The sequence below is a fragment of the Salinimicrobium marinum genome (assembly GCF_014651535.1).
Lineage (GTDB): Bacteria > Bacteroidota > Bacteroidia > Flavobacteriales > Flavobacteriaceae > Salinimicrobium > Salinimicrobium marinum.
Genome location: NZ_BMXB01000009.1, coordinates 47,022 through 61,642, shown reverse-complemented (window position 1 = coordinate 61,642; position 14,621 = coordinate 47,022). Strand labels below are relative to the sequence as shown.

Below are 14,621 nucleotides of genomic sequence, written 5' to 3'. Positions count from 1 at the left end.
CTCCACCTGTCTGAAAAGGAAAAAAGTTAACCCGGAAATAATCCTATTTTTAATACCAGCTGCTCCATCCTTTTTTCCTGAATCTTATAATTAGTATTTTTACAGCATGAACAAACCATTGGCAGAAAGGTTAAGACCTCAAAAACTCGATGACTATTTGAGTCAGCAGCATCTTATTGGTGAAACCGGAGCACTTCGCGGACAAATCAAACAGGGCATAGTACCCAGCATGATCTTCTGGGGCCCTCCCGGCGTAGGAAAAACGACGCTGGCCAATATTATCGCCAATGAATCGGGGAGGCCTTTTTTCACCCTCAGCGCCATTAGCAGCGGAGTGAAAGATGTTCGGGAAGTTATTGAAAAAGCCAAAAAAAGCGACGGATTATTTACCACAAAAAATCCTATTCTGTTCATTGATGAGATCCACAGGTTCAGCAAATCTCAGCAGGATTCATTGTTGGGTGCGGTAGAGAAAGGCTGGGTAACCCTGATGGGCGCCACAACAGAAAATCCGAGTTTTGAAGTCATTCCGGCATTGCTGTCCCGCTGTCAGGTATACGTTTTGAATCCGTTTTCAAAAGAAGATCTTGTAGCATTGTTAAAACGAGCTATGCGGGAAGACAAAATAATGGCCGAAAAGCAGGTAGAACTTGTCGAAACCGAAGCTTTACTCAGGCTTAGTGGCGGTGATGCCCGCAAGCTTCTGAATATTTTTGAACTTCTGGTAACTTCAGAAGAAAATAAAGAGGTGAAGATCACCAATAAGATGGTGCTGGACAAGGTGCAGCAAAACACCGTACTGTATGACAAAACGGGAGAACAACACTATGACATCATTTCCGCATTTATAAAATCTATTAGGGGAAGCGACCCCAATGCCGCTGTTTACTGGCTCGCAAGAATGATAGAAGGAGGAGAAGATGTAAAATTCATTGCCAGGCGACTTCTCATTTTAGCGAGTGAAGACATTGGAAATGCTAATCCTACTGCTTTGATCATGGCTAACAACACATTCCAGGCTGTTTCCACTATTGGGCATCCCGAATCCCGTATTATTCTGAGTCAGTGCACCACGTATCTTGCTACTTCTCCAAAAAGTAATGCTTCCTATAAAGCGATCAATACGGCACAACAACTGGTAAAGAAAACAGGCAACCTGCCAGTGCCTTTAGCCATAAGAAATGCTCCTACCAAGCTAATGAAGGATCTTGGGTACGGTGATAATTACAAATACGCCCACAATTATGAAGGAAATTTTTCGGAAGCAGAATTTCTTCCGGAGGAGATCTCCAATACCACCTTGTATGAACCCGGAAACAATCAGCGGGAACAGGCTCAGAGGGAGTTCCTAAAAAAACGGTGGAAAACTAAATACAATTATTAATCCTGAAGTTCATAATTAACTGAAACGAGTTGGCCGGTATTGACATCTACATATTCAACGATCAGGTTTCCTGCAGCATCGAAAAATGCACTCCCCTGAAGGTTTTTGGAACTGTAAATATAATTTGAGCCACTTCCGGATTTTATAAGGCTACCAAACTTTTCTTCCTCTCCTTCTCTAAACAAGGAGTATCCTGAAGAATCCTGCTTAAGTTGATATACCTGCCCTCCATTTCTCAAAGTTTTATCTCTGGAAAGCTCTTTAGAAGTAATGGTAATCCCTACTTGTTGCGGCTCCTCACCCGAAGTGTCCTTAATTTGAACTGAAGACTCCTCAGTTACAGAAGATTCAGATATGTTTTGGGCATGCCCGGGCATTTCAGCAGTAAAATTCTCCAAAGATTGAAATGCTTCCCGAAGAGCTTCATGATAGGAAGTTTTATAGTCTTTTTCCCTGCTCATGCCTTCTTCCGAAGTGAATACCACCCGCTGATTGCAATCCTCAAGGTTTACCTGCAATTTCGTTCTGAAAAGTCCGGATTTATTTTCTACATTGGCATGTAAAATCTCACAGGGGTCTACTCCTGCAGGCGTCTTTTCTTTGTAAATTGCCTCAAAGCCATATTTTTCAAAAAGAAAAGCAGTAAGTGCATTTACCTGGAATTTATTCTCTTCCTTAAGGAATTCAAACTTTTCAGGAACCTTCACGTATTTATAGGTCATTTCCTGTGCCTGGCTCACGGCCATCTGACTTAAAAACAATATTAAAAATACTTTTTTCATTCTCTGTTAAATATTAATTGCAAGCCCAATTGAACGGATACGTTGTTTGCATTCGCCAAATTCGGGTAACTCAATAAGTTATCTGCAGCAAGATAAAAATTAAATTTGTTTAATCTTGTAGAAACCATCAATCCCACATTAGAATATGAAAATGAATCTACCGTATAAGAAACCTTCCCACTAATATTATCGTTTATCTTTTTATCATATGCAACCGTTAGGGCATGAACAAAACCTTTAGGCCTGCGTATGGCAAACCACTGAAATCCCAGATGCTGCAAATACCTTCTCCTTCCGGTAGGTTTCCGGCAGTTACAGGGTTCAGCATCCTCATTAAAACCAAAATCCACAGATGCATTGAGTTTTACCGGCCGCCAGGTAAGATAGGAGTCATAATAAGTTTCATCCTGAAGGTTTTCATCCAGGTGGTCTTCCCAGTCATCCCAGTATGAGGGCCGCTCCTCCCCCGGACCCGGAAATAAAATCTCAATTCCATCTGTATAGTAATTCCCGTAATAACGGTAATTTTCAACATCCTTTTTTTGATTTATAAATCCTAAATCCAGGATGCTTCCGGTTATTTTGGTCTTATCATTTAAGTAATAGGAAAATCCCAGGTCAACCCCCAGTCCAAGATTTCCTCCCAAAAATGCTTTTTTCCCAAGGCTGTTCATGGTTTGCATGCCAGTCATGTCCTCATCGGTCAAAGATGCCCATCCCGAAGTATAGATATTAGCATCCAGTCCATTTACAAAGTGCCGGTAAACATTATTATCTTCAGGTGTGGGAACGGTTCTGAAAACGCCGCGGTTATTGATACTTTGCGCATTAAATATTCCGGAATAAAGCTTTGCCCTCACTCCGTAATTAAGATCTTCAGAATAAAAATTTGTGAATCCGAAGTGGAAAACATTCACCACTTCAGCTGTAAAAGCCGCATCAGCAAATTTGAACGACTTGTTCATATGAGATTTGTTGCCTTCGTAGGCAAGAATGGCAAGGTCCTTTGGAAAATATAGAAAGGCGTCCAGCTCCTGATATATTCCTGCTGAAAAGTACCTCTTCCGTTGATCTCTCCAGCCAAGGAATATAAGTTCCATTTGTTGATTAACTGTAAAGAAATCTCTGTTTGATAAATCTGAAAGAGATTCTCTTATCCTGTCATTTATAGTTCCATCATCTACTTTGAAAAGATCATACATCGTGATGCCGGTAGAACCAGCCGAAACAGAAATCTGGGAAAAAAACGGCAACCCAACATGCATGTCAAAAGAAGTTTCTGCACCGGGATTGGCCATTAAATTTTGAGGTAAACTCTCAAAATTGTACAGCAGTTGTTTGTTTTGCCCAAAAGCAACGGAACTCAAAAAAATCAATAAAAGGAAGATCCTTACATCCATCTATTTAAATTCAAACTTGTAAAATGCTTTGGACTTTAATTGCAGCTCTCCTTCAAAAGCTTCTCCATTTGGCACCATCTCAATTTCAACAAACATTTTTATAGATTCCCTTATCGCCTTGATCTCGTCTACATTGATTATCTCGGTATAATCAATGGTAGCCGGGGAGGCCGAACTTCCTGCAGGTATAACAAAATTCACACGGTACTTTACCAGATTATTTTCAGATAAAAAGGTGAATTTTGCATTAAAGGTTTGTGTGAAGGAATTTTCAAAAATAAAATTGTAATCAGCTCTCATCAAGCCATCCCTTATATAATCATCATCCAGAAATTCCAACCGCACTTCATCCCTGGCCACTAAAGGGCCTGAAGCCCCGGCAGAAAAAAAGTCAGAAGAATCTATAGTGAAATAAATGAGATCTAACGCAACTGAAGGAGGAATTACTATTTCCTGCGCCTGATCCAAATCCAAATCTTTAACGCAGGAGGTCATGACGAAAAATATAGACAGCAACGTAAGCCTGAATAACAGTTTCATTGTAGACATTGGGGGGCAATTTAAGTAGTCTAACGATTAGGGCAATCTTTTATTGCTACAAATAGGCAGCTATTTCTTTCATTTTCAGCACCTGCAGGTATTTGGGAGAAAATTCTCTTTTATAATAATTATATAAGATCGCTTTCATTCCAACTTTTTGAGCACCCAGAACATCTGCCTCAAAATTATCACCAATCATGATGCTGTTGGAGACCAAAGCTCCTGCAGTTTTAAGGGCTTTTTCAAAAATTAACCGATTAGGTTTTTTTACTCCGGCATCCTCAGAGGTTGTTACCGTATCAAAAAAGGTTTCAATTCCAGAATTTTTTAATTTTTTATGCTGTACATCCTTAAAACCATTGGTGATGATGTGCAGCCTGTACTTTGGCGCCAGGTATTCCAGAAGATCTACCGCTCCCTCTAAAAGAATATTGTGGTTGGGCAAATGATCTATATATTCTATAGATAAAATCTCAATTTGTTCATCACTCACGCTCATCTTGAGCATATCAAAACTCTCCTTCAGCCTCCCATAACGAAGATCTGTTTGGGTCACTTTATCTTCCCGATAAAGCTTCCAGTAATTCTCATTTATGGGAGAATAAACTTCCATAAATCGATCTAGCTTTACTCCTATTTTGTTTTTTTCGAAGATCGAATTGAAGGCCATTCCGGAATTTTTATCAAAATCCCACAAGGTATGATCAAGGTCGAAAAATATATGCTCAACATTATTTAATTTCATTGATGTTCTTTAAGATTTCATAATTTCTTTTAGCATTGGAATATTCAGAAAAATCTTCATTGGTATAAACAGCAATAAGATTTCCGTCCACATTATTGATATTCCGCTTAATTTCAGCAATCCGGCTTTTTATTTCATTTTCTTTAATGCCCTCTAAAGCCTGAATACTGATAGCGTATGGATGTACCTGCAAGGGCGTAGTCACTTCAAAATTTATATCATAAAACAGGAAAGGACTGCAGGTCCCTGCTCTAAAACCTACAGCTTCGGGGTAACCCATAGAATAATCATTCCTAAATTCAAGTTCGGCCATATGGTTATAAGTATCTGGCAGGAGCAAGTTGTATTTACTGTTCATACCACTTTCTATAGAACGTTTCAGGATAGATTCCAGCCGTAATTTCTCATTTTTAAGAACCTTCATTTTTTGATTGGCATAGTAGCCCAACAATAAACCTACTTCTGCATAATCAGCTACAGATTTAATGAGACTCTGAAATTCGAGTCGATTGTGATTAATATTCCTGTCATGGGTTGAAAAATCACTTACCTGAAACATGAATTTCAGCGAAATCCTGTACTTTTTCAGGAATTTAATGATTCCTGTGTAGTTATCAAAGGGATCCTTTTTGAAATTCATCATCACCTGAACCCTGTCTACCACATATTTTATTTTAAACTGTATGAGATCTACCAGAAAACCAATCACGGCCCTTACAATTCCTTTCTTCCTATAACAGAAGGCTTCAGTTACAGAAATCACATTATGGATCTGCCTTTTTCGTACAGGAAATACATTCTCCGGAAACCTTTCCTGCAACAAATTTCTGAATTTGTAGGCCCAAATATCTACCACCGGAAGATTGAGAAAGTCTTCTCTAAAAGCAAGACTTTCTGATGCAGGAAAACGTCCCTGTTCATCCTTTACGTGGGGAGAATATTCTTCATACCTGGTCAACAGATAAAAAGAGGCTGCAAAAATATCAAACGGAATGGAACTCTTTTCAGAAACCGTAAAGAAGCAAGGAGTTCCCTCCCAATCCTGCACTTTAAATTCTACATCGGCAAAACCCTGCTCCTGAAGCAAATCGACACTCTGAATAAAAATTTCATTCCCCAAACTTTGTTTTCCATAGGAGATCTTCATGCCTTCATGAGCTATGAATTCTTCAATTTTGGAAGTAAAAGTCACCGGGATCTTTAATATACCCGTACAAATATGTTTAAAGGAATAAGTAATCCTAGGGGTAACTTTTTGAGTATAAATTAGAAGCATAGCTGCAGCAAGTGTGTTTAAAGCAAACCTTCATCGGCAAAGCTAAAATAAGATTTCTCGGTCACAATGATGTGATCCAGGATCTTTATATCCAGACTTTCTCCGGCGGTTTTTAATTTTTGGGTGAGTTGTTTATCTGCACTACTAGGAGAGAGATTTCCGGATGGGTGATTATGGCTGAGGATGATGGAGGTTGCACCGAGCTCCAATGCTTTTTTCAGAACCAAACGAACATCAACCAGTGTTCCGGTAATGCCGCCCTTACTTAACTGTAGCTGATCAATGACCTTGTTTGAATTATTCAGGTAAATGATCCAGAATTCTTCATGAGGCAATTCTCCTATTATTGGCTGCATCAATTCAAAAACAGAAGCACTGGAAGTGATCTTTTTCTTTTCAAGTGCTTCTTCTGTACGCCTTCTTCTACCTAGTTCCAGAGCTGCAACTATTGCCACAGCCTTCGCCTGCCCTATTCCTTTATAGTCGGTTAACTGATTTATTGAAAGTTTCCCCAATTCGCTCAGGCTATTGCCTGTGCCCGAGAGAATCTTTTTGCAAAGATCAACAGCACTTTGATCTCTGCTACCACTTCCTATTAAAATGGCCAGCAACTCTGCATCACTTAAAGAAACTTTTCCTTTTTGAATAAGTTTTTCCCTTGGGCGGTCATCTTCTGCCCAGTTTTTGATCGTGAATGGAGTCCGATGTTCTTCAGCCATAATTCTTTTTTTTGACTAAATATAATAAAACGAACTCTTATCACGCTCTAAGTCATCATTTTACCCAGCTTTTTATTTCATCAAAATTGAGTCCGCCATAATTTCCGCTACTCATTAAAAGCAGTACAGAATTTTCAAAATCCCGGTCTTTCAGATAATTTTTTAAACTGTCAGGATTTGTAAAGATCATAAGCCCCTCCCTCTGAAAAGCAGCGTGGATCTGATCTTTAGAAATTGCCTTCAATTGTTTCATTTCAACTGCTTCAGGAGAATAAAATACCACCGGCACATCGGCCTGGTTCAAAGCACTTTTATACTGTTCTAAAAACTCTCCATTAAGACTGCTATAGGTATGTAATTCCAGGCACGCGATCAAACGTTTATCGGGATATTGTTCTTTAACAGCAACCGTAGTAGCCAAAACTTTAGATGGACTGTGAGCAAAATCTTTAAAAACCAGACTTGTTCCAGTCTCCACAATTTTCTCAAGTCGTTTGGAAGCGCCATGAAAAGAAGCGATTGCTTCATAAAAATCATCTTCATCTATTCCCATGTGTTGACAGATCCACTTTGCGCCGGCCAGATTATTCAGATTGTGTTTTCCAAAAACCTCGATCGGCATATCCCCTTCGGGGGTTTCAAGCAAAGTAATACCCTCCTCAATTTTATACTCTGGCGTTTTATAAGGGTGCTTCCTAATAGTATTTGTGGTCTCTTCTACAATTTTTTCCAGTTCTTTATCCTCTTCATTATAAACCAGGATTCCTCCTTTCACTATAGAGTCTACAAATATTCTGAATTGCTCTACATATTCCGGATACGTAGGGAAGACGTTTATATGGTCCCAGGCAATTCCACTCAATAAAGCTATGTTGGGTTTATATAAATGAAACTTTGGCCTTGGATCAATAGGAGAAGAGAGATATTCATCGCCTTCCAGAACTATAAAATCGTTATGATCGGTGAGGTGCACCATGGTTTCAAAACCTTCCAGCTGTGCTCCCACCATAAAATCTACTTCCTTTTGATGATATTTGAGCACATGGAGGATCATGGAAGTAATAGTAGTCTTACCATGCGAGCCTCCTATCACCACTCTTGTTTTTCGTCTGGATTGCTCGAATATGAATTCAGGATAAGAATATATTGGTAGATTCAACTCTTTTGCTCTTAAAAGCTCCGGATTATTGGCTTTTGCGTGCATTCCAATAATTACTGCATCAAGGTTCGCAGTCACTTTTTCCGGAAACCATCCGAACTCCTCCGGAAGCAGGCTGTGATTTGACAATCTTGTTCTGGATGGCTCATAAATAGCATCATCACTTCCGGTGATTATGTATCCTTTTTGATGCAAGGCCAGTGCCAGATTATGCATTGCACTACCTCCAATAGCAATAAAATGTAATCTCATGAATTAAAAAATTTAAGCAAAGATAACCGAATCCTAAAGAAGTAAGAAGACTGAAGGAAGAACGTTTTTCTTCATGAAAATAATCTCCTTGACAGGTCTAAATTATCAAGTAGGAATCCACTTTACTTATTCCATTGACCCTGTTAAAAAAAAGTTCATAATTAGAATTTAAAAAAAACCTTAAAAATTTTTTCTTACATAAAAAATTGTACTTTTACCACCCCCTACTTCAACGACATAGCAGCGCAAACCAGCCTGTGATTTAAAGCTCCCCATTAACAGGAGTTTAGGTTTTTTTTTTAATCTTTGTCATATATTTGAACCTTGAATACCATAAACACAATCGATTTAATTTAACACTTAGAGCCTATGCGAATTTTTACTCTGGGCAAGAATGGAATAACCCTATTCTATTTTGCCTTTATTCTATTTAGTGGAACTTACTCCTATGGACAGCAGGTAGACAGCTGTGGAGTAACTGACCAAAACACAGAGGCTGCTGGTAATCAGCAGTATTTCTGTGACAGCCAGGAGGCTGAGCTTAACGACCTGTTGGTAAGCGGAACAAACATATCTTATTATGAAGATTCCAATTATTCAACTGAACTAGACGCCACAGACTTATTAGTTGGCGGAACAACCTATTACATCAATGTTGATGGCTGTTCATCTTCTGTTACAGTAACCATCTTCAACCAACCTCAAATTTTAGGTGTTGAAGAAGATGCATTGACAAGAAGACCGGAAGCAAGTACTAAGCAATCATTAGGAACCTTAGGCCTTTGTGTTGCAGATGTCGACAGTCCAGGAATTTTTGTTTCGGACCTTAGGACTAATGCACCTGAAGGAACAATTCAGTGGTACATGAGTGCTACAGGTACAGGAGAACCACAGCCGATTGCTAATCCAGCTGCAGAAGAACTTCAGAACAACACTTATTATTATGCTGAACGCGTATACAATGACCCTGTAGATTCTGAACTTAATTGTGCTACAAACAGAGCCAGAACATTAGTTCTACTTACTGCAGAAGCAGCGCCAGAGGCCACTCCAGAACAGGAATTTTGTTCATCTGATAATCCAACTGTAGGTGACATCGTTGCTTCTGGAGACAATAGATACTATTCAACTGCAACTTCAGAGGTGGAAATCAGCCAAAATGCACTTCTTGAAGACGGAAGAACATATTATGTTTCCACATTAGGACAAAGTTGTGAGAGTGAATTAAGAACTCCTGTTACAGTGACAGTTCAAGAGCCAGTAGAATTAGAAGACCAGGTTGGAACTGTTTGCGAAACTGAAGTGAGTGAAACTTTTCCAGATGAAGATTCTATCAGAGAATTTTATGTTAATCTTTTAGGAGACGGCTATAGTGTGGACGGCACCTTTGAACCCACTATTGATGAAATTATAGAAGATTATGCAAACAGTGACGGAACAGGTGATTTCACCACAACGTACACAGTGAATACAGGTCTATGCGAATCTCAAGCAGATTTGACGATAAGCATTACCCCAGCTGCAGAAGCGAATGCCGGAGGAGATCAGCAAGCTACTTTATGTATTGGTGAAGGTGAACAGAACCTTTTCGACCTCTTAGGCGAGGATGCTACTCAGGGAGGAGCATTTGTCGGTTATGATGGCGGTACCTTTGATCCTTCAACCGAGGGAGCTGGAACTTATCAAATAACCTATACAGTTAGCGAAAGTGATGAAGAAAGCTGTATTACAGGAACAAGCTCTGCGGTTATTACCATTATTGTAAATGATGGTGAAGGAGATTTAGGTGAAGATCAGGTAGCAGTGATTTGTGAAACTGATATTTCTTCTACATTTCCTGATGATACTGCTGTTGAAGATTTCTACCTTGCCCTTTTACCAGAAGGTGTTTCTCAAACCGGAACTTTTGAGCCTTCTATTCAAGAATTGGTTGAAGAATATCAGGATAACAGTGACGGATTAGGTGATTTCACCACTACATACACTGTAGGTGACGACGAATGCACAGGATCAATTGATCTAACAATTAGCATTATTGAAGCAGTTGAAGCCAATACAGGTGACATTGCAGATGTTACCGTTTGTTCAGCTGAAGGGAGCATTGATCTATTTGCTCAACTTTCAGAAGCGAACACCCCAGGCGGAACTTTCTTTAACGAAGCTGGTGATGAAATTGCCAATGGCACGTTCAGCACTTCTGAAGAAGGTGAATTCACAATCACTTATACCGTAAGCGAAGATGATGAGGAAACCTGTTTGACGGGAACCAATTCTACCAGCTTCACCGTTAATGTAACGGAAGGAACGGCCAATGCAGGTGATGATGTTCTTATTGAGCTTTGCGCTGCACAAGTAGACAACTTTATAGCCAATCCGGCTGAAGCAATAGCTTTCTTGAGCGGTATCATTGATGAAGATGTAGACCAGACAGGGACATTCGAACCTTCACTAGGCTCTATAGTAGCTCAATGGACTTCTAATCCTATTGGAACCTTTAATTCAACGTATACTGTTGGTAACGACGAGTGTGAAGATTCTGCCGAGATCACCATAGTGGTAACTGAAGATGGACCAAGTTTAGGTGAAGAGCAGGTTGGAATTATTTGCGAATCTGATGTTTCTTCTACTTTTCCTGATAATACTGCTGTTGAAGATTTCTACCTTGCCCTTCTACCAGAAGGTGTTTCTCAAACCGGAACTTTTGAGCCTTCTATTCAAGAAATGGTTGAGGAATATCAGGATGACAGTGACGGATTAGGTGATTTCACCACTACATATACTGTGGACAATGGGGAATGTGTTGCTTCAGTAGACCTAACAATCAGGATTAACGAAGCAGAAGATGCTAATGCTGGTACAATCGCAGACCAGACAGTATGTTCTACAGATGGTCTAATCGACCTTAGCACCTATTTATCTGATGAAGCTACCAATGGCGGAACTTTCTCAGGAACAGGTGTTGAGGAAAATGGAATGTTCAATCCTTCTACAGGTGCTGACGTATACACCATCACATACTTTGTAGATGATTCTGCAGATTGTGTTACTCCTGGAACTGAAGATTCAACAACTTTTGAAATTGAAGTGCTTCAGGGTGCAGATCTTGGTGAAGACCTTACAGCAACTGTGTGTGAAACTGATCTTGCAGATGATTTTGGTGCAGATGATTTCACAGCTTACTATATGAGCCTTCTGGGAGATTTGCCAGCCAACGGTACATTTAGCCCTAGCCTGACATCTCTTTACGATGATTATACTGACCAATCAACTGGAACATTTACTACAACATATACTGTAGGAAGTGAAGCATGTGAAGATTCAGTACAAATCTCTTTAACTATTAACGAAGAGGAAGATGCTAATGCTGGTACAATTGCAGACCAGACAGTATGTTCTACAGATGGTCTAATTGACCTTAGCACCTATTTATCTGATGAAGCTACCAGTGGTGGAACTTTCTCAGGAACAGGTGTTGATGAAAATGGAATGTTCAACCCTGCTACGGGTGTGGACGTTTACACCATCACCTACTCCGTAGATGATTCTGCAGATTGTGTTACTCCTGGAACTGAAGATTCAACAACTTTTGAAATTGAAGTGCTTCAGGGTGCAGATCTTGGTGAAGACATTACAGCAACTGTGTGTGAAACTGATCTTGCAGATGATTTTGGTGCAGATGATTTCACAGCTTACTATATGAGCCTTCTGGGAGATTTGCCAGCCAACGGTACATTTAGCCCTAGCCTGACATCTCTTTACGATGATTATACCGATCAATCAACTGGAACATTTACTACAACATATACTGTAGGAAGTGAAGCATGTGAAGATTCTGTACAAATCTCTTTAACTATTAACGAAGAAGAAGATGCAAATGCAGGTACAATCGCAGACCAGACTGTATGTTCTACTGACGGCCTAATTGACCTTAGCGCCTATTTATCTGATGAAGCTACACTTGGTGGAACTTTCTCAGGAACAGGTGTTGATGAAAATGGAATGTTCAACCCTGCTACAGGTGTTGACGTTTACACCATCACCTACTTCGTAGATGATTCTGCAGATTGTGTTACTTCTGGAACTGAAGATTCAACAACTTTTGAAATAGAAGTTCTTGAAGGTCCCGATGCAGGTAGTAATAATAGTGCAGATTTATGTAATGCCGATATTCAAGCAGGATTGTTTGATGGTGATATAGATTTATTGAGAGCATTCTATTTAGATTTGTTAGATGAAGGTGTTTCAAGAGAAGGAACATTTACTACAAATCTTCAGGATCTTATTGACAGGTATGACAGTGGTGATGAAATAGGTGCATTCACTGCTATTTATTCAGTTTCTAATGGAAATTGTGAAAATTCTGTAGAACTAACACTTAATGTAATAACTGGCGAAGAACCTAATGCAGGTGAAGATATGGATCTTGCTTTCTGTACTACAGAAGGAGCTCAGGATCTTACTGAATACCTTGCAGACGGAGTTAATACTACCGGATCTTTTGAAGGTCTGGAAGATGGAATTTTTGATCCTTCTGAATTGGAAGCTGGTGAATACACCTACACTTACACTGTTATTACAACAGGTGAATGTGGAGGTGCAGATACCGCAACTATCACTGTTACTCTAAGTGATTCTCCGGAAGCTCCAGAAGTTGACAACGCAGTTTACTGTGTATCTGAAGGTGCTACTGTTGCAGATCTTGACGCAGAACGAGGCCTTAACTGGTATTCAACTGCCGATTTGGGAACTCCCGCATTAGCTGACGATGTTCTTGTGGAAGGTCCTTACTACGTAACTCAAACCAATGAAGGCGGATGTGAATCTGAAGCTACAGAGATTACAGTTACACTGGAAGACACTGCAGCTCCAACTCTGGGACAGGATGGAAATGTATTCTGTGAATTCGATAATCCTACGATCGCGGATCTGGAAAACAATATCACTGAAACAGGAGATATCACCTGGTATGATGCTGCAACCGGCGGAGAAGCATACAGTAGTGCTGAACTGTTAGAAGATGGTATGACTTACTACGCTTCATTGACAGATGCAACATCTGCATGTGAAAGCTCTCAAAGACTTGCAGTAACCGTTACCCTTGAATCTTGTGAACTTCTAATCCCTGAAGCATTCTCTCCAAACGGAGATGGAATCAACGACAGATTTGATATTGAAAATCTTTCAGCTGAATATCCAAATTTCGGAATGGAAATTTATAACAGATGGGGTAACAAAGTGTTCACCGGAAATTCTTCCAACTCTTCATGGGATGGTACTTCCGATGATGGTTCATTGGGAGATGGAGTTCTACCGGTAGGAGTATACTTCTACATCCTGAATTTTAACGACGGACAAACCGCACCTATCCAAGGTAGAGTGTATTTAAGCAGATAATTTGAAACATCCGAAACACATGAGAAATTCATATATTAAACTTTTAACTATTGTAAGCATTGCCCTTTTTTCTATAAAGGGTAATGCTCAACAAGATCCAATGTATACCCAATACATGTATAACATGAGCGTGATTAACCCAGCTTATGCTATCGATGACATGGGAATGCTAAATGTTGGAGGGATCTACAGAAATCAGTGGGCAGGTATGGAAGGAGCTCCGGAAACGGCTACCTTCTTTGCTCATACTCCTTTAACTAACAGACTTGAAGCTGGTATCTCTATTGTTCACGACGAGATTGGTGATATTGTAAAGGAAAACAACCTTTATGCAGATGTTGCTTACGTGCTTCCGGTATCTGAATCAACTAAACTATCTTTTGGTGTTAAAGCAGGGGTAACCTTCTTTGATGCTGATTTGACAAGGTTGCGCACCCAGCAGGAAAACGATCCTGCAATGCAGAACATAAGTGAGGCCTTTCCTAACTTTGGTGTAGGTACTTACTTATTTGGAGACAACTACTATGTAGGTTTATCTGCTCCAAACCTGTTCACTGCAAAACACCTGGAGAATGAAACAGGACTGGCTCGATTAGGTGAAGAAAACATTCACTATTTCCTTACAGGGGGATATGTGTTTGATCTTAACCCAAATTTAAAGCTTAAACCTGCTTTCATGATGCGTGGAGTTGAAGGTGCACCATTATCTGTAGATATCACAGCAAACTTCTTACTTTACAATAGATTTGAAGCCGGTATAGCGTACCGTCTTGATGAAACTGTAAGTGGTTTGGTTAATTTCAGGGTTACTCCTGAACTTAGAATTGGGTATGCCTATGATTACACAACCGGAAACCTTGGAGATTATAATGACGGCACCCATGAAATCATGGTGTTATTTGACCTCGACCTACTTGGATTATCAAAAGGTTACAACGTATCACCCCGATTCTTCTAAAAAACACTTAAT

10 protein-coding genes are annotated in these 14,621 nt (G+C 39.8%); 3 read left to right on the top strand and 7 right to left on the bottom strand.

The genetic code is table 11. The features are described 5' to 3' along the window. Positions 1-106: 106 nt before the first annotated feature. The gene (locus IE056_RS11660) at positions 107-1,384 is read left to right on the top strand and encodes a replication-associated recombination protein A (protein ID WP_189604892.1); all 1,278 of its coding nucleotides are present in this window, start codon (positions 107-109) and stop codon (positions 1,382-1,384) included. On the opposite strand, the gene IE056_RS11655 is transcribed toward IE056_RS11660, so the two are convergent. From IE056_RS11655 to IE056_RS11625, 7 genes are read right to left on the bottom strand one after another with little or no spacing between them, the layout of a single operon-like run. Beyond that, the gene (locus IE056_RS11655) at positions 1,381-2,166 is read right to left on the bottom strand and encodes a hypothetical protein (RefSeq protein WP_189604891.1); all 786 of its coding nucleotides are present in this window, start codon (positions 2,164-2,166) and stop codon (positions 1,381-1,383) included. The two genes, IE056_RS11660 and IE056_RS11655, sit on opposite strands and share 4 nt — an antisense overlap. After that, complete coding sequence (locus IE056_RS11650) at positions 2,163-3,566, bottom strand: DUF5723 family protein (protein WP_189604890.1); 1,404 nt, start codon at positions 3,564-3,566, stop codon at positions 2,163-2,165. The genes IE056_RS11655 and IE056_RS11650 overlap by 4 nt, the downstream gene beginning before the upstream one ends. Beyond that, positions 3,567-4,115, bottom strand: a complete 549-nt coding sequence (locus IE056_RS11645; protein WP_189604889.1) for a hypothetical protein — start codon at positions 4,113-4,115, stop codon at positions 3,567-3,569. Positions 4,116-4,161: 46 nt separating this feature from the next. Continuing rightward, positions 4,162-4,851, bottom strand: a complete 690-nt coding sequence (locus IE056_RS11640) for a YjjG family noncanonical pyrimidine nucleotidase (protein ID WP_189604888.1) — start codon at positions 4,849-4,851, stop codon at positions 4,162-4,164. After that, on the bottom strand, positions 4,838-6,127 hold the full coding sequence (locus IE056_RS11635; protein WP_189604887.1) for a polysaccharide deacetylase family protein: 1,290 nt from the start codon (positions 6,125-6,127) through the stop codon (positions 4,838-4,840). The genes IE056_RS11640 and IE056_RS11635 overlap by 14 nt, the downstream gene beginning before the upstream one ends. Positions 6,128-6,144: 17 nt before the next feature. Further along, the gene (gene radC / locus IE056_RS11630) at positions 6,145-6,846 is read right to left on the bottom strand and encodes a RadC family protein (RefSeq protein ID WP_189604886.1); all 702 of its coding nucleotides are present in this window, start codon (positions 6,844-6,846) and stop codon (positions 6,145-6,147) included. 55 nt (positions 6,847-6,901) lie between these two features. Then, on the bottom strand, positions 6,902-8,257 hold the full coding sequence (locus IE056_RS11625) for a UDP-N-acetylmuramate--L-alanine ligase (RefSeq protein ID WP_189604885.1): 1,356 nt from the start codon (positions 8,255-8,257) through the stop codon (positions 6,902-6,904). 369 nt (positions 8,258-8,626) lie between these two features. Here IE056_RS11625 and IE056_RS11620 point away from each other — a divergent pair, with 369 nt between their 5' ends. After that, on the top strand, positions 8,627-13,651 hold the full coding sequence (locus tag IE056_RS11620) for a T9SS type B sorting domain-containing protein (RefSeq protein ID WP_189604884.1): 5,025 nt from the start codon (positions 8,627-8,629) through the stop codon (positions 13,649-13,651). Between the two features lie 19 nt (positions 13,652-13,670). After that, a complete protein-coding gene (locus IE056_RS11615; RefSeq protein ID WP_189604883.1) occupies positions 13,671-14,609 on the top strand; it encodes a PorP/SprF family type IX secretion system membrane protein in 939 nt (312 codons plus the stop codon). The last annotated feature ends 12 nt before the right edge of the window (positions 14,610-14,621 follow it).